The organism is Pseudomonas sp. BB438, assembly GCF_057180225.1.
This window is the reverse complement of sequence record NZ_CM170001.1, coordinates 5,947,006-5,973,078: the sequence shown is the minus strand read 5'-3', so window position 1 is coordinate 5,973,078 and position 26,073 is coordinate 5,947,006. Positions and strand designations below refer to the sequence as shown.

At 63.5% G+C, this 26,073-nt stretch carries 19 protein-coding genes; 13 read left to right on the top strand and 6 right to left on the bottom strand.

The genetic code is table 11. From position 1 onward, the window contains the following. The first annotated feature begins 72 nt into the window (after window positions 1-72). The 11 genes from AC1ZV1_RS27495 (at window position 73) to hemE (ending at window position 16,337) form a co-directional block, all read left to right on the top strand. Window positions 73-1,137: a pilus assembly protein PilM gene (locus AC1ZV1_RS27495; protein ID WP_017520515.1), complete on the top strand. Its 1,065-nt coding sequence runs from the start codon at window positions 73-75 to the stop codon at window positions 1,135-1,137. Continuing rightward, window positions 1,137-1,730 (top strand): type 4a pilus biogenesis protein PilN, encoded by a 594-nt coding sequence (pilN, locus tag AC1ZV1_RS27490; RefSeq protein WP_484294517.1) that lies wholly within the window; start codon window positions 1,137-1,139, stop codon window positions 1,728-1,730. Before AC1ZV1_RS27495 ends, pilN begins: the two co-directional genes overlap by 1 nt. Beyond that, on the top strand, window positions 1,727-2,377 hold the full coding sequence (gene pilO / locus AC1ZV1_RS27485; RefSeq protein ID WP_484294516.1) for a type 4a pilus biogenesis protein PilO: 651 nt from the start codon (window positions 1,727-1,729) through the stop codon (window positions 2,375-2,377). The genes pilN and pilO overlap by 4 nt, the downstream gene beginning before the upstream one ends. After that, complete coding sequence (gene pilP, locus AC1ZV1_RS27480; RefSeq protein WP_484294515.1) at window positions 2,374-2,898, top strand: type 4a pilus biogenesis lipoprotein PilP; 525 nt, start codon at window positions 2,374-2,376, stop codon at window positions 2,896-2,898. The genes pilO and pilP overlap by 4 nt, the downstream gene beginning before the upstream one ends. Before the next feature lie 53 nt (window positions 2,899-2,951). Further along, window positions 2,952-5,027 (top strand): type IV pilus secretin PilQ, encoded by a 2,076-nt coding sequence (locus AC1ZV1_RS27475; RefSeq protein ID WP_484294514.1) that lies wholly within the window; start codon window positions 2,952-2,954, stop codon window positions 5,025-5,027. Window positions 5,028-5,062: 35 nt separating this feature from the next. Then, window positions 5,063-5,554: a shikimate kinase AroK gene (gene aroK, locus AC1ZV1_RS27470; RefSeq protein ID WP_484297653.1), complete on the top strand. Its 492-nt coding sequence runs from the start codon at window positions 5,063-5,065 to the stop codon at window positions 5,552-5,554. 50 nt (window positions 5,555-5,604) lie between these two features. Next, the gene (aroB, locus tag AC1ZV1_RS27465; RefSeq protein ID WP_484294513.1) at window positions 5,605-6,711 is read left to right on the top strand and encodes a 3-dehydroquinate synthase; all 1,107 of its coding nucleotides are present in this window, start codon (window positions 5,605-5,607) and stop codon (window positions 6,709-6,711) included. 6 nt (window positions 6,712-6,717) lie between these two features. After that, window positions 6,718-8,409, top strand: a complete 1,692-nt coding sequence (locus AC1ZV1_RS27460; protein ID WP_484294512.1) for an AAA family ATPase — start codon at window positions 6,718-6,720, stop codon at window positions 8,407-8,409. Between the two features lie 460 nt (window positions 8,410-8,869). Continuing rightward, on the top strand, window positions 8,870-13,315 hold the full coding sequence (gene gltB, locus AC1ZV1_RS27455; RefSeq protein WP_484294511.1) for a glutamate synthase large subunit: 4,446 nt from the start codon (window positions 8,870-8,872) through the stop codon (window positions 13,313-13,315). A 27-nt stretch (window positions 13,316-13,342) separates the two neighbouring features. Further along, a complete protein-coding gene (locus AC1ZV1_RS27450) occupies window positions 13,343-14,761 on the top strand; it encodes an FAD-dependent oxidoreductase (protein WP_484294510.1) in 1,419 nt (472 codons plus the stop codon). 511 nt (window positions 14,762-15,272) lie between these two features. Beyond that, the gene (gene hemE, locus AC1ZV1_RS27445; RefSeq protein ID WP_484294509.1) at window positions 15,273-16,337 is read left to right on the top strand and encodes a uroporphyrinogen decarboxylase; all 1,065 of its coding nucleotides are present in this window, start codon (window positions 15,273-15,275) and stop codon (window positions 16,335-16,337) included. 695 nt (window positions 16,338-17,032) lie between these two features. Here hemE and gabP read toward each other — a convergent pair. Both gabP and AC1ZV1_RS27435 read right to left on the bottom strand, forming a co-directional pair. Then, on the bottom strand, window positions 17,033-18,424 hold the full coding sequence (gene gabP / locus AC1ZV1_RS27440; protein WP_484294508.1) for a GABA permease: 1,392 nt from the start codon (window positions 18,422-18,424) through the stop codon (window positions 17,033-17,035). 243 nt (window positions 18,425-18,667) lie between these two features. Next, window positions 18,668-19,999, bottom strand: coding sequence for an MFS transporter (locus tag AC1ZV1_RS27435; RefSeq protein WP_484297652.1), 1,332 nt, complete (start codon window positions 19,997-19,999; stop codon window positions 18,668-18,670). A gap of 229 nt (window positions 20,000-20,228) precedes the next feature. Between AC1ZV1_RS27435 and AC1ZV1_RS27430 the strand changes: the two genes are divergently transcribed. Continuing rightward, window positions 20,229-21,137, top strand: coding sequence for a LysR family transcriptional regulator (locus AC1ZV1_RS27430; RefSeq protein ID WP_484294507.1), 909 nt, complete (start codon window positions 20,229-20,231; stop codon window positions 21,135-21,137). 94 nt (window positions 21,138-21,231) lie between these two features. Further along, window positions 21,232-21,999, top strand: coding sequence for a ParA family protein (locus AC1ZV1_RS27425; protein WP_484294506.1), 768 nt, complete (start codon window positions 21,232-21,234; stop codon window positions 21,997-21,999). 4 nt (window positions 22,000-22,003) lie between these two features. On the opposite strand, the gene AC1ZV1_RS27420 is transcribed toward AC1ZV1_RS27425, so the two are convergent. The 4 genes from AC1ZV1_RS27420 to AC1ZV1_RS27405 all read right to left on the bottom strand — a co-directional run bounded on the left by AC1ZV1_RS27420 (window position 22,004) and on the right by AC1ZV1_RS27405 (window position 25,751). Next, a complete protein-coding gene (locus AC1ZV1_RS27420) occupies window positions 22,004-22,813 on the bottom strand; it encodes a universal stress protein (protein ID WP_484294505.1) in 810 nt (269 codons plus the stop codon). 77 nt (window positions 22,814-22,890) lie between these two features. Then, entirely contained in the window at window positions 22,891-23,334 is a 444-nt protein-coding gene (locus AC1ZV1_RS27415; protein ID WP_484294504.1) for a YiiD C-terminal domain-containing protein, read from the bottom strand. 85 nt (window positions 23,335-23,419) lie between these two features. Beyond that, window positions 23,420-23,854, bottom strand: a complete 435-nt coding sequence (gene trxC, locus AC1ZV1_RS27410; RefSeq protein ID WP_484294503.1) for a thioredoxin TrxC — start codon at window positions 23,852-23,854, stop codon at window positions 23,420-23,422. A gap of 112 nt (window positions 23,855-23,966) precedes the next feature. Continuing rightward, entirely contained in the window at window positions 23,967-25,751 is a 1,785-nt protein-coding gene (locus AC1ZV1_RS27405) for a methyl-accepting chemotaxis protein (protein WP_484297651.1), read from the bottom strand. Between the last annotated feature and the right edge of the window lie 322 nt (window positions 25,752-26,073).

Here is a 26,073-nt window from a genome sequence, read left to right as displayed (position 1 = left end):
TGTCAAGTCTGGTATCTAATGTGGAAAAACATAAATCGTCCGTAAGTCTCGGATGCTGATAGGAAATCAGTCGTGCTAGGGCTCTTCAATAAGAAAGCGAACACGCTGCTGGGGATAGACATCAGTTCGACTTCGGTCAAACTTCTCGAATTGAGCCGCTCTGGAGGCCGCTACAAGGTAGAGGCCTACGCTGTCGAGCCGCTCCCGCCCAATGCAGTGGTAGAAAAGAACATCGCTGAGCTGGAGGGTGTCGGCCAGGCGTTGTCACGTGTGGTCGCCAAGGCGCGGACCGCTGTGAAGACGTCTGCGGTCGCGGTTGCCGGCTCGGCGGTCATCACCAAAACCATCGAGATGGACGGCGGCCTCTCGGACGACGAGCTGGAGAATCAGCTCAAGATCGAAGCCGACCAGTACATCCCCTATCCCCTCGAAGAGGTTGCGATCGACTTCGAGGTGCAGGGCACGTCCGCGCGTAATGCGGATCGCGTCGATGTTCTTCTCGCCGCCTGTCGGAAGGAGAACGTCGAGGTGCGCGAAGCCGCGCTGGCGCTTGCGGGCCTGACGGCCAAGGTCGTCGACGTCGAAGCCTACGCGCTGGAGCGGGCGTTCAGTCTGCTCGGTGACCAGTTGGGCGGCAATGCCGACGAGCTCACAGTTGCGGTCGTCGATATCGGCGCCACCATGACGACGCTGAGCGTCCTGCACCACGGTCGCACCATCTATACGCGCGAGCAGCTCTTCGGCGGGCGTCAACTTACCGAGGAAATCCAGCGTCGTTATGGTCTGTCGGTCGAGGAAGCGGGTCTTGCCAAGAAGCAGGGCGGCCTTCCGGATGACTATGACAGCGAGGTGCTGCAGCCGTTCAAGGATGCCGTGGTTCAGCAGGTATCCCGGTCGCTGCAGTTCTTCTTCGCAGCCGGACAGTTCAACGATGTGGACTACATCCTGCTGGCGGGTGGCACTGCGTCCATCCCGGACCTGGATCGCCTGATCCAGCAGAAGATCGGTACTCCGACCCTGGTGGCCAACCCGTTCGCCGACATGGTGCTGAGCGGCAAGGTCAACGCCGGTGCGCTGGCCAGCGATGCGCCCGCGCTGATGATTGCCTGCGGTCTGGCGATGAGGAGTTTCGACTGATGGCACGCATCAACCTATTGCCGTGGCGGGAGCAGCTGCGCGAGGAGCGCAAGCAGCGCTTCCTGGTGATCCTGGGTGCTGTCCTGGTGGCCTCCGGGGCGATCGTTTTCCTGGGTGACCAGTACTTCAACTCGGCCATCGAGAACCAGACTGCGCGCAACGATTTCCTGCGCAAGGAAATCTCCGTGCTGGATGCGCGCATCAAGGAGATCAGCGAGCTGAAGACCCGTCGCCAGCAATTGCTGGAACGGATGAAGATCATTCAGGACCTGCAGGGTAACCGTCCGATCATCGGTCGAGTGTTCGACCAGTTGGTCCGCACCTTGCCTGATGGGGTGTTCTTCACCGAGTTGAAGATGACTGGTAAATCCATCGCCATCTCTGGCGCGGCCGAGTCCAACAACCGCGTCTCCAACCTCATGCGCAACCTGGATTCTTCGGATTGGCTGACCGCCCCGAACCTGACCGAGGTGAAGGCTATCACCCAGGGTGCTCTGGATCAGGCGAACGTCTTCCAGTTGACGGTGCAGCAGACCCAGCCCGGCAGTGAGGAGCAGGACAAGACGAGTACCCTGCAAGGAGCCAAGAAATGAGTCTGGCCAGTTCTCTGGAGAGCTTGCGCAAGATCGATATCAACGATCTTGATGTGAATAACCTTGGTTCCTGGCCGGCAGCCGTCAAGGTCATCGCCTGCATTCTGCTGATGGCAGTGGTTCTGGCGCTTGGTTACAACTTCCACCTGAAGGACCTGCAGGAGCAGCTCGACCGTAACCGCGAAGAAGAGCAGACCCTCAAGCAGCAGTTCGCGACCAAGGCCTTCCAGGCGGCGAACCTCGAAGCCTACAAGGTGCAGATGAAGGAGATGGAAGACTCCTTCGGCGCGCTGCTGCGTCAGTTGCCAAGCGATACTGAAGTGCCTGGTCTGCTGGAAGATATTACCCGTACCGGTCTGGGTAGCGGCCTCGAGTTCGAAGAGATCAAGCTGCTCCCGGAAGTCACTCAGCAGTTCTACATCGAGTTGCCGATCCAGATCAGTGTCGTCGGTGGTTACCACGACCTGGCGACCTTCGTCAGCGGTGTGTCCAGTCTGCCGCGGATCGTGACGCTGCATGACTTCGACATCAAGCCGGCAAGCTCTGACAGCACTTCCAAGCTGCGTATGAGCATCCTGGCGAAGACCTACCGGTACAACGACAAGGGCGTGAAGGTTACTGCCCCGGCTGCGGGAGCGAAGAAATGAGGGGGCGCCTGATCATTTGCAGTTTCCTGCTCCTGACCCTGAACGGTTGTGGTTCGGGAAGTGATTTCGCTGACTTGCAGAGCTACATGGACGAGGTCCGTGCTCGCCCGAAAGGAACGATCGAGCCGCTGCCCAAGTTCCAGGCATATGAGGCGTTCACCTACAGTGCGGCATCCTTGCGCAGCCCGTTCCAGCCGCCGGTCAAGATCGACCTGGCGGTCAAGCAGAAGGGCAACAAGGTCATCAAGCCCGACGAGACGCGGGTCAAGCAGTTCCTCGAGGGCTTCAACATCGAAACCTTCGAAATGGTCGGCACGCTGGCAAAAGACAGCCAGGTATTCGCGCTCGTCAAAGGTGCAGGAGGGGTGCACCGGGTGCGAGTGGGTGACTATCTCGGCCGCAACGACGGCAAGATTGTTGCGATCAGCGAAGCCAAGATCGACGTGATTGAAATCGTTCCTGATGGTGAGGGTGGCTGGCTGGAGCGTCCGCGCAGCCTGACTCTCAAGGAACGCTCCTAAGGGCGGGGATGAACATGGATAACAAACAGCAGTCTGCACGACGGATTCAGACGATGAATAGAAAGCTTTCCCGCCTGGGCATTTCCGTGCTCGCGGCCGTATTCGCGCCGGCCCTGCTGGCGGCGAACCTGCAGAGCGTCGACGTGGCGGCACTGCCGGGTGATCGTGTGGAGCTCAAGTTGGGCTTCGACGAGCCGGTGGCCGCGCCGCGTGGCTATACCATCGAGCAGCCGGCGCGCATCGCGCTGGACCTGCCGGGCGTGCAGAACAAGCTGGGCAGCAAGAATCGCGAGCTGGGTGTGGGTAATGCCCGTAGCCTGACCGTGGTCGAGGCGAAGGACCGTACGCGCCTGATCGTCAACCTGGCCACCCTGGTGCCCTACACCACCCGCGCGGACGGCACGAACCTGTACGTCGTGGTCGGTGGCAACGGAGCGACTTCCAGTTCCTATGCCTCCGCCTCGCCGGCTTCTGCTCCGGCTGCCAGGCCTGCGCAGCCCAAGCCTTACATTCCTGCCGGCAAGGCGATTCGCAACATCGACTTCCAGCGCGGCGAGCAGGGCGAAGGCAATGTCGTGATCGACCTGTCCGATCCGACCGTCAGCCCTGACATTCAGGAACAGGGCGGCAAGATTCGCCTGGACTTCCCGCGCACCCAACTGCCGGACAACCTGCGTGTCCGTCTGGACGTGAAGGACTTCGCCACCCCCGTACAGCTCGTCAATGCGTCCGCGGTAGGTGACAAGGCCAGTATCACCATCGAGCCGACCGGGTTGTACGACTACCTCGTCTACCAGACCGACAACCGCATGACGGTCAGCATCAAGCCGCTGAGTCAGGATGATGCCGAGAAGCGCAAGAAGGACAGCTTCGCCTACACCGGTGAAAAACTGTCGCTGAACTTCCAGGATATCGATGTGCGCTCGGTGCTGCAGTTGATCGCCGACTTCACCGACCTGAACCTCGTGGCATCGGACACCGTGCAGGGCAACATTACCCTGCGCCTGCAGAACGTGCCGTGGGATCAGGCGCTGGATCTGGTACTCAAGACCAAGGGGCTCGACAAGCGCAAGGTCGGCAACGTGTTGCTGGTCGCGCCGGCTGACGAGATCGCGGCTCGCGAGCGACAGGAGCTGGAAGCACAGAAGCAGATCTCCGAGCTGGCTCCACTGCGTCGTGAGCTGATCCAGGTGAACTACGCCAAGGCGTCGGACATCGCCAAGCTGTTCAGTTCTGTTACCAGCAGTGCTGGCGCTCCGGGGGCTGCTGCCGGTGCCCAGGGCGAGAACCGCGGTTCGATCACCGTGGATGACCGCACCAACAGCATCATTGCCTACCAGACCCAGGATCGCCTGGACGAGCTGCGCCGCATCGTCGCCCAGCTGGATATCCCGGTTCGCCAGGTGATGATCGAGGCGCGCATCGTCGAAGCCAACGTTGATTACACCAAGGAGCTGGGCGTGAACTGGAGCGGTTCGCTCTCCGGGCACGGCAACTTCGACGTTTCCGGCGGCACCAACAGCACCGGCAACACCTTCGTCGACCTGGGAACCTCGAATGCGACCCCGACCTCGGGTATCAGCATCGGCTTCACCACCAACAACACCATCCTGGATCTCCAGCTCAATGCCATGGAGAAGACCGGTAACGGTGAAGTGGTCTCCCAGCCGAAGGTCGTCACCTCGGACAAGGAAACCGCGAAGATCCTGAAGGGTTCGGAGATTCCTTACCAGGAAGCCAGCTCCAGCGGCGCGACCTCGGTGTCCTTCAAGGAGGCAGCACTGTCTCTGGAAGTGACCCCGCAGATCACTCCTGACAATCGCATCATCATGGAAGTGAAGGTCAACAAGGACGAGCCGGACTACGCCAACGCCCTGAACGGCGTACCGCCGATCAAGAAGAACGAGGTGAATGCGAAAGTGCTGGTCAACGATGGCGAAACCATCGTGATCGGTGGCGTGTTCTCCAACACCCAGACCAAGTCCACGGCCAAGGTGCCGTTCCTGGGCGACGTGCCGATGATCGGCCGCCTGTTCAAGAACGACTATGTGACCGACAGTAAGAATGAGCTGCTGGTTTTCCTTACCCCGCGGATCATGAATAATCAGGCCATTGCAGTCGGCCGTTGATCAATGTCGTGTCCAATTTGATTCTGGTTGGCCCGATGGGCGCTGGTAAAAGCACCATCGGGCGTCTTCTCGCCAAAGAACTTCACCTCGTCTTCAAAGATTCGGATAAAGAAATCGAGCAACGCTGCGGAGCCAACATCCCCTGGATATTCGATGTCGAGGGCGAGGCTGGCTTCCGTGAGCGTGAGCAAGCGATGCTGGCCGAGCTGTGCGATGAAGGGGGCATGGTCATTGCCACGGGTGGCGGCGCGGTCATGCGCGACGCCAATCGCCTGATTCTCAAAAGCGGCGGCAAGGTGATCTACCTGCACGCATCAGTCGAGCAGCAGATATCTCGCACCGCCCGTGACAAGAATCGCCCGTTGCTGCAGAAGCCCAATCCGGACCAGATCCTTCGTGATCTCATGCAGATGCGCGATCCGCTCTATCGCGAAATTGCCGACGTGATCATCGAAACCGACGAGCGGCCTCCGCGCCTGGTCGTCCTGGAGATCATGGAGCGTCTGCGTGAGTTGGAGCGCCATTAACGGCGCTGCAATCTGCGGTATCCTAGTCCCCTTTATTGCCTGGGGGTTTCATGCGCACACTCAACGTCGATCTGGCCGATCGCAGCTACCCGATCTATATCGGTGATGGGCTGCTGGATGATCCGCGCTACTTCGAGCCGCATATTCGCGGCCGTCAGGTAGCCATCGTCACCAATGAAACCATCGCGCCGCTGTACCTGGATCGACTGCAGAAGACCCTGGCAGGCTACAAGGTCACCACGGTCGTGCTCCCCGACGGCGAAGCCTACAAGCAGTGGGAAACCCTGCAACTGATCTTCGATGGCCTGCTGACTGCACGCCATGATCGCAAGACTACCCTGATCGCTCTGGGCGGCGGCGTTATCGGCGACATGACCGGTTTCGCGGCGGCCTGCTACCAGCGCGGTGTCGACTTCATCCAAGTGCCGACCACCCTGCTGTCCCAGGTGGACTCCTCGGTCGGCGGTAAGACCGGCATCAACCACCCGCTGGGCAAGAACATGATCGGGGCGTTCTACCAGCCCCAAGCCGTGGTCATCGATACCGCAACCCTGAAGACCCTGCCGCCGCGCGAGCTGTCGGCGGGCCTGGCCGAAGTGATCAAGTACGGTTTCATCTGCGACGAGCCTTTCCTCACCTGGCTGGAAGCGCACATGGACGACCTGCTGGCGCTGGAGCCGGTGGCACTGACCGAGGCCATCGAGCGCTCCTGCGCGGCCAAGGCGCGTGTAGTGGGTGCTGACGAGAAGGAAACCGGTGTCCGCGCGACCCTCAACCTGGGGCACACCTTCGGCCACGCCATCGAGACTCACATGGGGTATGGCGTCTGGCTGCACGGCGAAGCCGTGGGTGCGGGAACCGTGATGGCACTTGAGATGTCGCATCGGCTGGGATGGCTGACAAGCGCCGAGCTCGACCGCGGCATCCGACTGCTGGCCGCGGCCAAGCTGCCGGTGGTCCCGCCGCAGGAAATGAATGCCGAGCATTTTCTCGAGCACATGGCTGTCGACAAGAAAGTGCTTGATGGCCGTCTGCGTCTGGTATTGCTCCAAGGGCTGGGGGGCGCGGTCGTCACCGCCGAATTCCCCCGTGAGATTCTGGAAGAAACACTGCGCGCTGACTACCAGGCACTGGTCGGTCAGGCAGGAGAACACTGAGGTCCCATGTCCAGCTTGCATGCCGATGAGGCCTTCCTGGCCCACTACCAGTTCAGCCACGATCCGTTCGCACCGCGGGTTCCGGGCTTCAAGTTCTTCCCGGCGCAGCGCAAGCCCGTACTGGGCCAGCTGCACCACCTGGCGCGCTACAGCCACCTGCTGCTGGCCGTCACCGGGCCGCTGGGCAGCGGCAAGACCCTGCTGCGCCAGGCCCTGGTGGCGAGCACCAACAAGGACGCCGTCTCCAGTGTGGTGATTTCCGGTCGCTCGGTGACCGACGAAGCCACCCTGCTGCGCCAGCTCGCGCAAGGCCTGGGCATCACCCAGACCAGCATCGAGGCAATCCTTGCCAAGGTTGCCCAGTTGGCGATTACCGGCCAGGACGTCTACCTGCTGGTGGACGACGCCGAACAACTGCGCGATGACGCTCTTGAGGTTCTCCTGCTGCTGGCGGCTGGCAATTCCGAAGCGCGCCTGCATGTCTTCCTGTTTGGCGAGCCCGAGCTGCTGTCGCGTCTCGAAGTGCTGTCCGAAGGTGAGGAGCGCTTCCACGCCATCGAGCTGCAGCCCTACAGCGAGGAAGAGACGCGCGAGTACCTGGCACAGCGTCTTGAAGGCGCAGGGCAGGGTATCGAGCTGATCTCCGCCGACCTGCTGGCCGATATCCACGAGCAATCCGGTGGCTGGCCGGGCACGATCAACCAGACCGCCCGCGACGCGATGATCGAAGCGATGCTGGCTGATCGCAGCGGCGAGCGCAAAGCGGCCGGTACCGGCTTCAAGCTGCCGAAGAAGCACATGGCGATCCTCGGTGTGGTCGCCATTGGTGTCATCGCTGCCTGGTTCATGCAGGGCAAGACCACCAAGCCGGAGACTGCGAGCAACACCGCTGCGCAGACGTCGTCGCAACTGCCGCTGGGTGGTGCTGCCGCTCCGCAGCCGAACGCCCAGCCGCAGCCGGATGCCCAGGGCAGTGGTCCGTCGGTGGAGTTTGCCGGCTCCAATCAGCCGCTGCCGTTGCCGCTGGTTGGCGAAAGCCAGCCGGTCATCCGTGAGCCCATGGCCCAGGCCGGCGGCCAGGAAGGTGCTGACGAAGGTGCCATGCCGTCGGCGGCCATTCCACCGACTGTGACCACCACCGCGCCGCCGGTAACCCCGCTGGCGAACAATGGCCCGAAACCGCTGAACCCTGTGCCGCCGGCTCCGGCCCAGCAACAGGCTGCCATCCAGCCGGCCCCGACTCCAGCGGCCGCACCGCGTCCGGAGCCGGTCAAGCCTGCCGCCACCGCACCGGCCAAGCCCGCACAGGCTGCCAAGCCGGCTGCGACCAAGCCCGCGACCACCGTCGCCAGTGCCAAGCCCGCGACCGCCGCCAGCAAGCCCGTCGCAGCAACCGGTAGTGCCGGTGGCAGCAGCTGGTACCAGTCCCAGGCCGGTTCGCGCTACTCCGTTCAAGTGCTCGGCACCGGCTCCGAAGCCAGCGCCAAGGCCTTCATCAGCCAGCAGGGCGGCGGCGAGTACCGTTACTTCCGCAAGAACCTGCAGGGCAAGCCGTTCTATGTCGTGACCTACGGCAGTTTCGCCGACCGCGCCTCCGCGCAGGCGGCGATCAAGAAGCTGCCGGCGAAGATCCAGGCCTCCAAGCCCTGGGCTCGTCCGTTCTCCAGCATCCAGCAGGATATCGCCGGGGCGCGCTGAACGGTCGCACTGTCGCAATAATGAAAAAGCCGAGCCCCATACCCTGGGGCTCGGCTTTTTATTGGCTTGTGTCTTTTGCTGAGTTCTTATAAAAATGCGACATCGGGTGTCAGTAGTGCGTCAAAAAAAACAGTGACGTCGCTTTCCCCATGTGTACAATGACCTCCCTTTGCCTATCGGAAACTTGCCGCTTGAGCGAGTAGAGAGGCGAAGTGCTTGAAGAGGGTCTGCTGACGTTTCGTCATGGCCAGGATCGGAACCGCCGCTACGTTGGGTAAGACGTGGCACCTCGCGCGGAACGGTCATTCCAGGTGAACCAGGGGCTAGAGCGGCGCTGCACGATAGATGCGGCCCGTGCCTTTGGGGTGCGCGGGAAACGAGCCTGCACGGCGAAACAGGGCGATGGCGAAACGTCAGCAGACCCTGGAATTTATAAAAGTTTTGCCGGTGAGAGTTCCCTATGAAAGCAGGTCTGTACCATCCTGAGACGTTCAAGGATAACTGCGGATTCGGTCTGATCGCCCATATGACGGGCGAGGCAAGCCACGAACTTCTGCAAACCGCCATCGAAGCACTGACCTGCATGACCCACCGAGGTGGGATCAACGCGGACGGGAAAACCGGGGACGGCTGTGGGCTGCTGATCCAGAAGCCTGACCAGTTCCTGCGCGCCGTGGCCAAGGAGTCCTTCGCGACCGAACTGCCCGCCCAGTACGCCGTGGGCATGGTCTTCTTCAACCAGGATCCGGTGAAAGCCGAAGCCGCTCGCGCGAACATGAATCGCGAAATCGAGCGCGCCGGACTGAAGCTGGTCGGCTGGCGCAAGGTGCCGATCGACACCAGCGTCCTGGGTCGCCTGGCGCTGGAGCGCCTGCCGCAGATCGAGCAGGTGTTCATCGGCGGTGAAGGCCTGTCCGACCAGGAATTCGCGGTCAAGCTGTTCAGCTCCCGTCGCCGCTCCTCCGTGGCCAATGCCGAGGACGCCGACCATTACATCTGCAGCTTCTCGCACAAGACCATCATCTATAAGGGCCTGATGATGCCGGCGGACCTCGCCGCCTTCTATCCGGACCTCTCCGACGAGCGCCTGAAGACCGCCATCTGCGTCTTCCACCAGCGCTTCTCGACCAACACCCTGCCGAAATGGCCGCTGGCCCAGCCGTTCCGCCTGCTGGCGCACAACGGTGAGATCAACACCATCACCGGCAACCGCAACTGGGCCCAGGCCCGTCGCGCCAAGTTCGCCAACGAGTGGATGCCGGACCTGGACGAGCTCGGCCCGCTGGTCAACCGCGTGGGGTCCGACTCCTCCAGCATGGACAACATGCTCGAGCTGATGGTCACCGGTGGCATGGACATGTTCCGCGGCCTGCGCATGATCATTCCGCCGGCCTGGCAGAACGTCGAGACCATGGACGCCGACCTGCGCGCGTTCTATGAATTCAACTCGCTGCACATGGAGCCGTGGGACGGCCCCGCCGGCGTCGTGCTGACCGACGGCCGCTACGCTGTCTGCCTGCTCGACCGCAACGGCCTGCGCCCTTCGCGCTGGGTCACCACCAAGAACGGCTACATCACCCTCGCTTCGGAAATCGGCGTGTGGGACTACAAGCCGGAGGACGTCATCGCCAAGGGCCGTGTCGGCCCGGGCCAGATCCTCGCGGTGGACACCGAGACCGGCCAGCTGTTGCAGACCGAGGACATCGACAACCGTCTGAAGTCGCGCCACCCGTACAAGCAGTGGCTGCGCCAGAGCGCGCTGCGCATCCAGGCAACCCTGGACGACGACCAGGGCGTGGCCAGCTACGACGGCGACCAGCTCAAGCAGTACATGAAGATGTTCCAGGTCACCTTCGAGGAGCGTGACCAGGTCCTGCGCCCGCTCGCCGAGCAGGGCCAGGAAGCGGTCGGCTCGATGGGCGACGACACCCCGATGGCGGTGCTCTCCAAGCGTATCCGCTCGCCCTATGACTACTTCCGCCAGGTCTTCGCGCAGGTTACCAACCCGCCGATCGACCCGCTGCGCGAAGCGATCGTGATGTCCCTGGAAACCTGTCTGGGCATCGAGCAGAACATTTTCGAAGAGTCCCCGCACCACGCCAACCAGGCGATCCTGACCACCCCGGTGATTTCCCCGGCCAAGTGGCGGACTCTGATGAACCTGGAGCGTCCGGGCTTCGACCTGCACCACATCGACCTGAACTACGATGAGTCCGTCGGCCTCGAAACGGCCGTGCGCAACATCGCCGACCAGGCCGAGGAAGCCGTGCGTGCCGGCAAGGTGCTGCTGGTGCTCTCCGATCGGCACATCGCTCCCGGCAAGCTGCCGGTGCATGCGGCCCTGGCCGTCGGCGCCGTGCACCACCGCCTGGTGCAGACGGGGCTGCGCTGTGATTCCAACATCCTGGTGGAAACCGCCACTGCTCGCGACCCGCACCACTTCGCCGTGCTGGTGGGCTTCGGTGCGTCCGCGGTCTACCCGTTCCTCGCGTACGAGGTGCTGGCCGACCTGATCCGCACCGGCGAAGTGCTGGGCGACCTCTACGAGGTCTTCAAGTACTACCGCAAGGGCATCTCCAAGGGGATGTTGAAGATCCTCTCGAAGATGGGCATCTCCACCATCGCCTCCTACCGTGGCGCCCAGCTGTTCGAAGCCATCGGCCTGTCCGACGAAGTGACTGGCCTGTGCTTCCCGGGCACTCCGAGCCGCATCCAGGGCGCGCGCTTCATCGACATCGAGAACGAGCAGAAGCTGCTGGCCAACGAAGCCTGGAACAACCGCAAGGCGATCCAGCAGGGTGGCCTGCTGAAGTTCGTCTACGGCGGCGAGTACCACGCCTACAACCCGGACGTGGTGAACACCCTGCAGGCTGCCGTGCAGCAGGGCGACTACGCCAGGTTCAAGGAATACACCGCGCTGGTCGACCAGCGTCCGGTGTCCATGCTGCGCGACCTGCTCAAGGTGAAGACTGCCGAGCAGCCGTTGAGCCTGGACGAGATCGAGCCGCTGGAGTCGATCTTCAAACGCTTCGACGCCGCCGGCATTTCCCTCGGTGCGCTGTCGCCGGAGGCCCACGAGGCCCTGGCCGAAGCCATGAACCGCCTGGGCGGCCGCTCCAACTCCGGTGAGGGTGGCGAAGACCCCGCGCGCTACGGCACGCTGCGCAGCTCGAAGATCAAGCAGGTGGCGACCGGCCGCTTTGGCGTGACCCCGGAATACCTGGTCAATGCCGAAGTCCTGCAGATCAAGGTGGCCCAGGGCGCCAAGCCCGGCGAGGGCGGCCAGCTGCCCGGCGGCAAGGTCAACGGCCTGATCGCACGCCTGCGCTATGCCGTGCCCGGTGTGACCCTGATCTCGCCGCCACCGCACCACGACATCTACTCCATCGAAGACCTCGCCCAGCTGATCTTCGACCTCAAGCAGGTCAACCCGCAGGCGCTGGTATCGGTGAAGCTGGTTTCCGAGCCGGGTGTCGGCACCATCGCTGCCGGCGTGGCCAAGGCCTACGCTGACCTGATCACCATCTCCGGCTATGACGGCGGTACCGGCGCTTCGCCGATCACTTCCATCAAGTACGCCGGTTCCCCGTGGGAACTGGGCCTCGCCGAGGCGCACCAGACCCTGCGCGGCAACGACCTGCGCGGCAAGGTCCGCGTGCAGACCGACGGCGGCCTGAAGACCGGCCTGGACGTCATCAAGGCGGCTATCCTCGGCGCCGAGAGCTTCGGCTTCGGCACTGCGCCGATGATCGCCCTGGGCTGCAAGTACCTGCGCATCTGCCACCTGAACAACTGCGCCACCGGCGTCGCTACCCAGAACGACAAGCTGCGCAAGGACCACTTCATCGGCACCGTGGACATGGTGGTGAATTTCTTCACCTTCATCGCCAGCGAGACCCGCGAGTGGCTGGCCAAGCTCGGCGTGCGCAGCCTGGAAGAACTGATCGGCCGCACCGACCTGCTGGAAATCCTGCCGGGCGAAACGCCCAAGCAGGGCAACCTCGATCTCACGCCGCTGCTGGGCAGCGACCTGATTCCGGCCGAGAAGCCGCAATTCTGCGAAGTCGAGAAGAACCCGCCGTTCGACCAGGGCCTGCTGGCCGAGAAAATGGTTGACCTCGCCCGCGCTGCCATCGAAGGCGCCAGGGGCGGCGAGTACGAGCTGGACATCTGCAACTGCGACCGTTCGATCGGCGCACGGATTTCCGGCGAGATTGCCAAGGTCCACGGCAACCAGGGCATGGCCAAGGCGCCGATCACCTTCCGCTTCAAGGGCACCGCGGGCCAGAGTTTCGGCGTGTGGAACGCCGGCGGCCTGCACCTGTACCTGGAAGGCGACGCCAACGACTACGTCGGCAAGGGCATGACCGGCGGCAAGCTGGTCATCACCCCGCCCAAGGGCAGCCCGTTCAAGTCGCAGGAGTCGGCCATCGTCGGTAACACCTGCCTCTACGGCGCCACCGGCGGCAAGCTGTTCGCCGCCGGCACCGCGGGCGAGCGCTTCGGCGTGCGCAACTCCGGCGCCCATGCTGTCGTAGAAGGTACCGGTGACCACTGCTGCGAATACATGACCGGTGGCTTCATCTGCGTTCTGGGCAAGACCGGCTACAACTTCGGCTCCGGCATGACCGGTGGCTTCGCTTATGTCCTCGACCTGGACAACACCTTCGTTGACCGCGTGAACCATGAGCTGGTGGAAATCCAGCGGATCAGCGGTGAAGCGATGGAGGCCCAGCGCAGCCACCTGCGCAAGGTGCTGGTCGAGTACGTGGCGGAAACGGCGAGTGAGTGGGGCGCACATCTGCTGGAGAACCTCGACGACTACCTGCGTCGGTTCTGGCTGGTGAAACCGAAGGCCGCAAGCCTCGGCTCCCTGCTGACCAGCACTCGTGCCAACCCGCAATAAGCGCCTGAAGTTTGATGAGGTCTGAAAATGTCTGAACGTCTTAACAATGACTTCCAGTTCATCGAAGTCGGGCGCAAGGATCCGAAGAAGAAGCTTCTTCGCCAGCGCAAGCGCGAGTTCGTGGAAATCTACGACCTGTTCAAGCCGCAACAGGCGGCTGACCAGGCCCACCGCTGCCTGGGCTGCGGCAACCCGTACTGCGAGTGGAAGTGTCCGGTCCACAACTTCATCCCCAACTGGTTGAAGCTGGTCTCCGAAGGCAACATCCTCGCTGCCGCCGAACTGTCCCACCAGACCAACACTTTGCCGGAAGTCTGCGGCCGGGTGTGCCCGCAGGACCGCCTGTGCGAAGGCGCCTGCACCCTGAACGACGGCTTCGGCGCAGTGACCATCGGTTCGGTGGAGAAGTACATCACCGACACTGCCTTCGCCATGGGCTGGCGCCCGGACATGTCCAAGGTCAAACCCACCGGCAAGCGCGTCGCCGTGATCGGCGCGGGCCCGGCAGGCCTGGGCTGCGCCGACGTGCTGGTGCGCAACGGCGTGACCCCGGTGGTGTTCGACAAGAATCCCGAAATCGGTGGCCTGCTGACCTTCGGCATCCCCGAGTTCAAGCTGGAGAAGCAGGTGCTTTCGCGCCGTCGCGAAGTCTTCACCGGCATGGGTATCGAGTTCCGCCTGAACACCGAGATCGGCAAGGATGTGACCCTGCAGCAACTGCTCGATGAGTACGATGCCGTGTTCATGGGCATGGGCACCTACACCTACATGAAAGGCGGCTTCCCCGGCGAGGACCTGCCCGGCGTGCACGATGCGCTGGACTTCCTGATCGCCAACGTGAACCGCAACCTGGGCTTCGAGAAGTCGCCGGAAGACTTCGTCGACATGAAGGGCAAGCGCGTCGTGGTACTGGGCGGTGGCGACACCGCGATGGACTGCAATCGCACCTCTATCCGCCAGGGCGCCAAGAGCGTGACCTGCGCCTACCGCCGTGACGAAGAGAACATGCCCGGCTCGCGCAAAGAGGTGAAGAACGCCAAGGAAGAAGGCGTGAAGTTCCTCTTCAACCGCCAGCCCATCGCCATTGTCGGCGAGGACAAGGTGGAAGGCGTGAAGGTGGTCGAGACCCGTCTCGGCGAGCCGGACGCCCGTGGCCGTCGCAGCCCCGAGCCGATTCCGGGCTCCGAGGAGATCATTCCGGCGGAAGCCGTGCTGATCGCCTTCGGCTTCCGTCCGAGCCCGGCGCCGTGGTTCGACCAGCACCAGGTGGAAATCGACAGCCAGGGCCGCGTCATCGCTCCGGCTGCTTCGCAGTTCAAGCACCAGACCAGCAACCCGAAGATCTTCGCCGGTGGCGACATGGTCCGTGGTTCCGACCTGGTGGTGACCGCGATCTTCGAAGGACGCACTGCGGCTGAAGGCATCCTCGACTACCTGGGGGTTTAAGTTGGCAAAGACTCTTCCGTCTTGGGTCGCTCCCGTTTTTTTCTGGGGCGGGTTGTTTTGGCTTTCCACTTTTCAGTGGTCAAAGTTAGCAAAATCCCATGGCTATCCATTAATTGCAGAGGCCCTAAACGGGTACACACTTGGCGTTATAACTGCATATTCCGGGTGGTTGATCGGACAGATTTGGCAAGGTAAATCGTACCGATTTATCGACAACAGTCCCTTCTTTCGCGGAATTTCCATTTTTTCCTTGATTGTCGTTTGCGCACTTGGATTGGCTGGATTAGCGGTAGACGTTTTCGGAAATACATCTTGGCCCTTTAACATCATGTTTATCGTGGGTGGGGTGTATGTCGGTAAAGCCCTCGTTCCGTTTATTAGGCACTCGGGTTACGAAGAAGCTGCTGATTAAACGCGACAAACTGTCGCGATGGACAAAAGGCACGGCACCCGCCGTGCCTTTTCTTTTGGGCTTTGCGAAAATGCCCGCACTTTTTTTCCGGATGCCGTTATGACTGCCCTGAAGAACGATCGCTTCCTCCGCGCCCTGCTCAAGCAGCCCGTCGATGTCACCCCGGTCTGGATGATGCGCCAGGCCGGCCGCTACCTGCCGGAGTACCGCGCCACCCGCGCCAAGGCCGGTGACTTCATGAGCCTGTGCATGAACCCGCAGATGGCCTGCGAAGTGACCCTGCAGCCGCTGGACCGCTACCCGCAGCTGGACGCGGCGATCCTCTTCTCCGACATCCTCACCATCCCCGACGCCATGGGCCAGGGCCTGTACTTCGAGACCGGCGAAGGCCCGCGTTTCAAGAAGGTGGTGAGCACCCAGGCTGACATCGACGCCTTGCCGATCCCTGATCCGGAGAAGGACCTGGGCTACGTGATGGACGCCGTGCGTACCATCCGCCGCGAGCTGAACGGCCGTGTGCCGCTGATCGGCTTCTCCGGCAGCCCCTGGACCCTGGCCACCTACATGGTGGAAGGCGGTTCCAGCCGCGACTTCCGCAAGACCAAGGCGATGCTCTACGACAACCCGCAGGCCCTGCACGCGCTGCTGGACAAGCTGGCGCAGTCGGTCACCAGCTACCTCAACGGCCAGATCCTCGCCGGCGCCCAGGCGGTGCAGATCTTCGATTCCTGGGGCGGCGCACTGTCGGCGGCGGCGTACCAGGAGTTCTCCCTGGCCTACATGCAGAAGATCGTCGACGGCCTGATCCGCGAGCACGACGGTCGCCGCGTGCCGGTGATCCTCTTCACCAAGGGCGGTGGCCTGTGGCTGGAATCCATGGCCAATACCGGCGCTGAAGCGCTGGGCCTGGACTGGACCTGCGACATCGGCAGCGCCCGCGCCCGCGTCGGCGACAAGGTTGCCCTGCAGGGCAACATGGATCCGGCGGTGCTCTACGCCAAGCCCGAAGCCATCCGCGCCGAAGTGGCGCGCATCCTCGGTGCCTTCGGTAACGGCAATGGCCATGTGTTCAACCTGGGTCATGGCATCACCCCGGAAGTCGACCCGACCCATGCCGGCGCCTTCTTCGAGGCGGTGCACGAGTTGTCGGCGCAGTATCACTGAGCCTGATGCTTCACTGAAAAGCCCCGCATCCGCGGGGCTTTTTTGTGGCTGCCTGTAGGAACGGGCCCTGCCCGCGATCCGCCGGCAGGGCCGGCGCCTGCCCTGGTCCCTTTGTTTGGGGATTGTTGCTTAGGCTTGGGTGTTTCTGCGCCGCATCGGCGTGCGCACGGACTTTGTGTTTCGCCCCCTCGGGCGACCTCCTTTGGCAAACGACGGATGGCCGCCCCCCAAAGGAGGCAAAGGTCTTGCCCCGGATACCCGGTTTTTCGCTTGGGGCGAAAAATACCCTCATTGAACCGCAGTTTCAGGGGCACGCGTTGACGGGCCATCCTTGGCCCGACAACGCTCTCGCGACATCCATGTCGCTCAACCCCTGAAACTCCGCTTCAACGAGGCCTCCTGAACGGGGCAGTCGGCGTGTGCGGATGTTTCTCTCGAAGTCCTCAAGAGCCAAAGCCCAAGCCAGGGGCGGGCGAGGCATTGGCTCTTCGTAGACGCTTGCTCGCGAACTGCTTGGTGCCGACCGTCCTCTGCAGAAGCAGGTCATGCCCCGTATGAATGCAGATATGGGCGTAGGAGCGGACTCTGTCCGCGATCGGCCTGAACGGCACGACGTTCCACGACGCAATGAAAAAAGCCCCGCTCTGCAGCGGGGCTTTTCGTTCCCTCATGGAGCATCAAGCCCCATCAGAGCATTACGCCGCGTCGCCCACCAGGCCGGCGGCGCGCTGGGATTTGCGGCGGTTGGATACCAGCAGGCCCGAGCAGACCACCACGACGGTCAGCAGGGTGGTGGCGACCACTTCCATGCGGTGATCCGGGCGGATCAGCATGATCACCAGGGCGCCGACGATGAAGAGGATCACCGCCCAGGTCAGCCAGGGGAACAGCCACATCTTCAGCTTCAGCTCATGGCCCTGGGCGAGCAGCTTCTTGCGCATGCGCAGTTGCGACATGGCGATCACCAGATACACCAGCAGGGCGATGGCGCCGGAGCTGGCCAGCAGGAAGTTGAACACCTCGGCCGGGGCCAGGTAGTTGGCGAAGGTGCAGAGGAAGGCCATGGCGGTGGACAGCAGCACGGCGTAGACCGGGGTGCGGCTGGCGCTGGTCACCTGGGCGATCTTCGGTGCGTCACCGCGCTTGCTCAGGGAGTACATCATGCGCGAAGCGGTGTAGAGCGCCGAATTCAGGCAACTGGTCACCGAGACCAGCACGATGATATCGACGATCAGCTTGGCGTACGGGATGTGCAGGTGTTCCAGCACGGTCTGGTAGGAGCCCATGCTCACCAGGCGCGGGTCGTTCCACGGCACCAGGCAGACCACGATCAGGATCGACAGCAGGTAGAACAGCGCGATACGCCAGATCACCGAGTTGGTGGCGCGGGTGATCTGCTGCTCCGGGTCCTTGGACTCGGTGGCGGCGATGGTGACGATTTCCGAACCCATGAAGGAGAACATGGTGGTCAGCAGCGCGGCGAGCACGGCGCCCCAGCCCTTGGGCAGGAAGCCTTCGCTGGTCAGGTGGCCGATGCCGGAGACTTCGCTGTTGGGCGAGAAGCCGAAGATGGCCGCGCAACCCAGTACCAGGAAGGCGATGATCGAGACGACCTTGATCAGTGCCAGCCAGAACTCGAACTCACCGTAGTTCTTCACGCTGAACAGGTTGGTCGCGGTCAGTGCGGAAGTGATCAGGAAGGCCAGGATCCAGATTGGCGCGCCGGGGAACCAGGCGTGGATGATCGCGGCGGCGGCGTTGGCCTCCAGCGGGATCACCAGGACCCAGAACCACCAGTACAGCCAGCCGATGGTGAAACCGGCCCAGTGACCGATCGAGCGGTCGGCGTAGGTGGAGAAGGAGCCGCTGTCCGGCTGCGCGACGGCCATTTCGGCCAGCATGCGCATCACCAGGACCACCAGCAGGCCGGCGACCAGATAGGAAATCATGACGGCCGGGCCGGCTTCGGCAATGGCGTGGCCGGAGCCTACGAACAGGCCTGCGCCAATGGCACCAGCGATCGAAAGCATCGTGACGTGACGATTTTGCAGGCCCTGGGAGAGCCCGGAGGTTGGGGTGCTGCTCATGCTTTACCTACAACTACGGAGGGAATTGCGTACTGCGGGAGTCGAGGTCCGTTTCAGGATTCCAACAAGTCGTTCAAGAAAGTGAACGCAAGGATCGCGCCACATTCTGTTACGACTTAAGTCGTAGATTGAGGTGATTCGCTACAAGGCCCGCCGGAAAGGCATTCCTGAAAACGACATCAATGTCTTTGTACGACCGTTCCATGTCGTTTATAGATAAGTAAAGTGTCGTTTGTGTAGAAACTACCCAGCCTTGTTGAGGGTGGGAAGGTCGCGCGGTAACACTGGCAGGCGAGCCAGGTGCAGCGCCACCAGCACGGCGATCCCCAGCAGGCTGGCAATGAACAGGCCGACGCCATTCCAGCCGTAGTGGTGCCAGAACACCCCGCCGGCGGTACCGGCGACGCTGGAGCCGACGTAGTAGCTGAACAGGTACAGCGACGACGCCTGGCCCTTGGCTTTCAGGGCGCGGCGTCCAATCCAGCTGCTGGCCACCGAGTGCGCGCCAAAGAAGCCGAAGGTGAACACCAGCAGACCGACCAGCACCAGGGCCAGCGGTTGTAGCAGGGTGATCAGTACGCCACCGAGCATCAGCGCGATCATCGCCCAGAGCACCTTGCGCCGGCCCAGGCGGTCGGCCAGGGAGCCGACCCAGGCGGAGCTGTAGATGCCCGACAGGTAGACCACCGAGAGCACGCCGACGATGGCCTGGCTCAGGTGGTAGGGCTCGGCCAGCAGGCGATAGCCGATGTAATTGAACAGGGTGACGAAGGCGCCCATCAGCAGGAACGCCTCGAGGAACAGCCACGGCAGGCCGGCGTCGCGGAAGTGCCCGGTAAACCCTTCGATGAGCCGGCGCGGCTTGAGCGGTGCCGGACGGAAGTTCTTCGACTCGGGCAGGATGCGCCAGAACAGCAGCGCAGCGGCCAGGGCGAGCACGCCCAGGGTGGCCAGCGCCACGTGCCAATTGACGTAGTCCACCAGCACGCCGCTGATCAACCGGCCGCTCATGCCGCCGATGGCATTGCCGCCGATGTACAGCCCCATGGACAGCCCGATGTGCTGCGGGTGGATCTCTTCGGAGAGGTAGGTCATTCCCACTGCCGCCAGGCCGCTGAGCGACAGGCCGAGCAGTGCGCGCATGGCCAGGACGCCGTGCCACGTCGGCATGAGCGAGCTGCCAAGGGTGAACAGCGCGGCGAGGACCAGCGAGGCGACCATGATCGACTTGCGCCCGATGGCGTCGGAGATCGGACCGGTGACCAGCAGGCCGAAGGCCATGGTGATGGTGGAGATCGACAGCACCAGGCTGCTCTGCGCGGCAGTCAGGCTGAAGGCCTTGGACAGCACCGGCATCATCGGTTGCACGCAGTAGAGCAGGGCGAAGGTGGCGAAGCCGCCGGAGAACAGCGCCAGCGAGGTACGCATGAATTCCGGGGTGCCTTTCTCGATGTAGGTTTCGATGTCTTCGACGACGTGCACCACGTCGCCGTTGGCTTCGCGCGCCGCGTCCAGCAGATCGGCCGGGTCGTTAGCAGCTACCGGTTCTTGTACGACAGACGGCGCGGCCGCCATGGGATGTTCTTCCCGCAAAGCCCGCAGGGCAGGTTGACTCACGACACACCTCAGGTAGATGACAGCAGAGGGCCTGGAATGGCGGCAAGAGCCCGCGCGGCCAGGCAAGGAGCAGGTTGGTAGTCGTTATTGGGCTTGTGTGGAAAGGATAAGGAGCGAGCTTTATTATTTCCAATATATTAATCGACACGTTTGAGTTGTTTTTCGAATCATTGTTTGGGGAGGCGGAATGGAGCTGCGTCACCTGCGTTATTTCATCGCTGTGGCGGAGGAACTGCACTTCGGGCGTGCCGCCGAACAGCTGGGTATTTCCCAACCACCGCTGAGCCAGCAGATCCAGGCGCTTGAAGAGGAGATCGGTGCGCGCCTCCTGGAACGTACCAACCGCCGCGTGGCGCTCACCGAGGCCGGCAAGCTGCTTCTCGACGAGGCCCGGCAGGTGCTCCAGCAGGTGGATCGCGCGGTGCTGCTGGCACGGCGGGCGCACCAGGGCGAAATTGGCGAGCTGAAGGTGGGCTTCACCGCGTCGGCGCCTTTCACCTCCAGTATCCCGCGGGCCATCCTGGCGTTTCGCCAGGCCTACCCGGATGTGCACCTGGATCTGCAGGAGCTGAGCAGCGGCCAGGCGGTACAGGCACTGCTGGAAGAGCGCGTGCAGGTCGGTCTGATCCGCCCGATTCCATTGCCGGAAACCCTGGAGGCCGTGGAGCTGTTCAGCGAACCACTGGTGGCGGTGCTGCGCGCCGATCACCCGTTGGCGCAGGCCAGCCAGGAGGGCCTGGAGTTCGCCCAACTGGCGGACGAGCCTTTCGTATTCTTCCCGCGCAGTTATGGCACGGGGCTCTACAGCCAACTGATGGCGCTGTCGCGACAGGCCGGCTTCAGCCCGCGCATCGCCCAGGAAGCGGGCGAGGCGATGACCATCATCGGCCTGGTCGCCGCGGGGTTGGGCGTATCGATGTTGCCGGCCTCGTTCCGCCGTACGCGGGTGGACGGCGTGGTCTACCGCACCCTGAGCGATCCGGGCGCTACCAGCTCGGTGTGGCTGGTGCGGCGGCGCAACGAGACGTCACGCCTGGCGCAGTCGTTCTTCGACCTGGTGACCGAGGAAGTGAAGGCCCAACACGGCGCGCGCTGAGCCGGGGCAAATATACCGGGCTGCCGCGCTCGCCCTTGTCATGGGCTTTGCATAGAATCCATCGGCACTCGATTGGTTCCTGGAGGGACGGCTCATGCGGCGTGTGGTGTTCAATCAGAAGGGCGGGGTCGGCAAGTCCAGCATCGCCTGCAACCTGGCGGCAGTGAGCGCAGCGGAGGGCTACCGCACCTTGTTGGTGGACCTCGATGCCCAGGCCAACTCCACCCACTACCTCACCGGCCTGACCGGCGAGGATCTCCCGGTGGGCATCGCCGACTTCTTCAAGCAGACGCTCTCGTCCGGACCATTCAGCCGCAAGGGCAAGGTCGACATCTACGAGACGCCGTTTGACAACCTGCATATCGTCACCGCCAGTCCCGAACTGGCCGACCTGCAGCCCAAGCTCGAGCAGAAGCACAAGATCAACAAGCTGCGCAAACTGCTCGACGAACTGGCCGACGACTACGATCGCATCTACCTGGATACGCCGCCAGCACTGAACTTCTATACGGTTTCCGCGCTGATCGCTGCTGATCGCTGCCTGATTCCCTTCGACTGCGATAGTTTTTCCCGCCAGGCACTCTACGGCCTGCTGCAGGAGATCGAGGAACTGAAGGAGGACCACAACGAGGATCTGGAAGTCGAAGGCATCGTGGTCAACCAGTTCCAGCCGCGCGCGACCCTGCCGCAGCAGCTGCTGGATGAACTGGTGGAAGAGGAACTGCCGGTGCTGCCGGTGTACCTGATGAGCTCGGTGAAGATGCGCGAGTCGCACCAGGCCTGCACCCCGCTGATTTTCTTCGAACCCCGGCACAAGCTGACCCAGCAGTTCGTCGAACTGCACAACCTGCTGGAAGCCTGAGCGGTTACTGGCTGATCAGCACATCGCAGGGCGGCCGACGCAGGAAGTAGCGCGTCGAGCTGCCCAGCATGGCCTGCTCGATGGCACCGCGGCTGCGGCTGCCAAGCACCAGCAGGTCCGGTGTCCATTCCCGCAATGCCGTCTCCAGCGCCTGCTGGGGCGTCCCCTGCTGCACCGCACACAGCAACTGTGGTCCCGCCGCAGGCACCTGCGCGCGCTCATCCTGCAGCGCCTGCCGCAGCAGTTCGCGCTGGGTGTCCAAGTGGCTGTCGGCGCGGCCGGCCTTCTTGCCAGGCTGGTAGGCGTTGAGCGCCAGCAGCTCGGCTTCGGGCGTGAGCAGCCGGTAGCCGGCACGCCAGGCCTGGCAGGAGCAATGTGACAGGTCCAGCCCGGAAAGCGCCTTCGCGTACGGCGTGGCGGACTCGTCCACGGCCAGCAGGATCGGTGCGCGGCAATGGCGGGCGATGCGCTCCAGGGTGGTGCCGTCGAAGCGCTCCAGCACCTGCTGGTGGTGCGCCCCGATCACCAGGAGGTCGGCATTCAGTTCCTGTACCGCCTGGGTGACGGTATTCGCCGCGCGGCCCTGGCGAATCACCAGGTGGTAGTCGGTGATGCCACTGGCGCGCGCCGCGTCGCGCAGCGCGACTTCAGCGGCTTCGCGGACCGTGGCCATCATGCGGTCGGGGAAGAATTCCTCGATGACGTGCAGCAGCGTGACGCTGGCGCCGTGCTGGCGGGCAAGCTGGGCGGCGCGACGCACCGCGATGTCCGCCTCGACACTGAGGTCGTGGGCGACGAGCAGGTTCCGGTACATGGTGGGTTCCCTCTGTGGCGCTTCCACTGTCGCGCCACGTAGGAAATTTCACCTTGATGCAGGGCAATGGCCCGGATTCAGCGGCTGCGCAGCTGATAGATGGCGTGGCTTTCGGCGACGACGTTGCCTTCGGCGTCCTTCAATTGCAGATCGAGGACGAATTCCGCCTTGCCCTGGTGCGTGGCTTCCTCGCCGATGCGCTGGATTTCTTCCTCACTGAGCCGCGCATCGACCGTGACGTCACTGGCGGCCGGGCGCAGGAAGCGCAGGCCGGCTTCCTTGACGATGGGGTAGAAGCGCCGGGCGTCGAAGCTGGTCAGCATCAGCACGCCGCCGGGCAGCTCGGCCACGGTGAACAGCGCCCCGGCGTACATGTTGTGGATGTGGTTCTCGTTGCCCTTGAGCGGCATGCGCAGGCGCACGTGGCCCGGCTCCAGCACCTCGGCCTTGAGGCCGGTGCGCTTGACGAACGCAATGTGCTCTTCGGTGAGCTGACGGATGAACTCTTCGGGGTAGGGCATGGGCGCGCTCCGCGTTTTTTTGCCCAAGCCTAGCCCGCGTGTGCGGTCTGGCAATGACCGCACCGATTGACCGAAACGCTCGCCCTCAGATGCCCTGGCGGGACAGCCAGTCCAGCAGTTGCGGCAGCGGCATCGCACCGCTCTGGCGCGCCACTTCCTGGCCATTGCGCAGCAGGATCAGGCTGGGAATCGAGCGAATCCCCAGGCGGGCGGACAGGTTCGGGTTGGCGTCACTGTCCAGCTTGGCCAGGCGCACCTTGCCCGACAGACGCGCGGCGGCCTGTTCGAACACCGGTGCAAAGCCCTTGCACGGCCCGCACCAGTCGGCCCAGACGTCGACCAGCAACGGCAGGTCGCCCTTGGCCTGGGCGGCAAAACCGGCCTCGTCGAGGTCGAAGGGCGTATCCAGCACGATTGGCGACTGACAGCGCCCGCAACTGGGCGAGTCGCCCAGACGCGTGGCAGGAACGCGGTTCAGGCCGTTGCAACTGGGGCAGGGGATGATCAGGGAGTCGGACATGGTGGGGCTCCAAAGGCGATACAGCAAAGATGGAGCCGCGGCGGGCGAATCTCAACGGTGCGTTGCGTGCTTTTCCGAAGATGGGCCGACGTGGGGCGTCGGCCCATGAGCATTACACGCGGAAGTGACTCACCAGCGTCTGCAACTGCCCGCCCAGGCGCGCCAGTTCGACGCTGGAGGCCGCGACTTCCTCGTTGGCCGAAGCGGTCTGTTCGGAGACGTCGCGGACGTTGACGACGCTGCGGCTGATTTCCTCGGCCACGGCGCTCTGTTCCTCGGCGGCGGTGGCGATCTGCTGGTTCATCGCCTGGATGTTGGAGACGGTGCGGGTGATCTCGCCGAGGGATTCGCCGGCCTGGCGGCTCAGGGCGACGCTGCTGGCGGTGAGTTCGCGGCTGCCGAGCATGACGCTGGAGACCTGGCGGGTGCCGCTCTGCAGGCCGGCGACCAGGGCTTCGATCTCTTCGGTGGACTGCTGGGTGCGCTGGGCCAGGCCGCGTACTTCGTCGGCGACCACGGCGAAACCACGACCCGCCTCGCCGGCGCGGGCGGCTTCGATGGCGGCGTTGAGGGCCAGCAGGTTGGTCTGCTCGGCCACCGACTTGATCACGTCCATGACCTTGCCGATCTTCTCGCTTTCCTGCTCCAGGCGCTGCATGGCGTCGGCGGAGCGTTCGACTTCCTCGGCCAGGCGCTCGATCTGCTCGACGGCCTTGTTCACCACGCGGTCGCCGTCCTGGGCCTGGTGGTCGGCGGCGGAAGCGGCCTGGGAGGCCTGCTCGGCGTTGCGCGCGACTTCCTGCACGGTGGCGGACATCTCGTGCATGGCGGTGGCGACCTGGTCGGTCTCGACCTTCTGGGTGTTGGCGCCGGCGCTGGTCTGCTCGGTGACGGCGGAGAGCTCCTCGGCGGCGCTGGCGATCTGGGTGACGCCGTCGCGGATGCCGCCGATCAGTTCGCGCAGGCTCTGGCTCATGCGCTGCATGCTCTGCTGCAGGCGGCCCAGTTCGTCGCGGCGGCTGACCTGGATGGTCTGCGACAGGTCGCCGGCGGCGATGCGGTCGACCACGGCCATGGTGTCGTGCAGCGGGCGGGTGATCTGGCGGGTGATGATCAGCGCGGCGATGCTGCCCAGCACCAGTGCGAGCAGGGTCACGAGGGTTTGCAGGCTGCGGGCTTTGGCGCTTTCGATATCGCGGCGATCCAGCTGCAGTTGGTACAGATTTTCGCTGATCTTGACGATATCCTGGCCCTGCGCGGTCATTTCCTTGCGCGCCTGGACGATGGCGGCCATGTTCTGGCGCAGCGTGACGACGGCGTCGCGGTAGGTACGCAGGGCGGTGCCAAGCTGCTGGACGTACGGCGCTTCGGCGACGCCGAGTACGCTTTCCAGGGCCGGCAGGCCGGCGATGCTTTCGTCGAGGCCGCGCGTCACGCCGTCACCGTTGCTGGTGAGGGCGGTGGCGAGGTAGTCGCGTACGTCGTAGCGGGCCTGCAGCAGGTCCTCGCGGGTGCCGGTGATGGCCTGGAAGCGGGTGGCGCGCTCTTCGTCGGCCGGGGCCTTGAGGATGTCCTGCTGGATCTGTGCGGTCAGTTCGGTGGCGCGGGCGGCGTTGTCCTGCAGCAGGCGGCGGGTGTTGCCGGCACTCTGGTAGCCGGCGCGCATGGCGGCCAGGGACTTTTCGTAGTCACCGATGATGCCCCCGAGCTGGTCCAGCATGCGCACGTTGTCCGGGCTGACGAAGGAGGCTCGCAGCTTCTGCTGTTGCGCCTTGAAGTCGGCCAGGGTGCTCATGACAGTGGCGGCTTCCTGCTCGGCGCCGTCGGCAATCATGTATTGCAGGCGGGTGATGCGCAGCTTGGTGAGGCGCGAGTTCAGCTCGGTGATGTCGCTCATCCAGTTGCTGCGGTCGATCAGCGAGCCAAGGCCGACCCAGCTGACAACGGCGAGGATGGCGGTGAAGGCGAGCACGAGGCCGAAGCCCAGGGCCAACTTGAGGTTCACACTCAGGTTGGATATCCAGCTATTCATTGACGATCTCCATGAAGGGTGGTGTGAAGTCAGGCCGTTCGGAGATTGTTCTTATTGGGGGCCAGGGTGGCGAACCACGTCCCTGCACTATCGGCAGGCTTGGACAGAACCCGATGGTGGCGTGCGAAAAAAGTTACCCACCCGCCAGCGCCGGAAGGCGGGTCGGAGTGCGGATGACGGGGGAAGG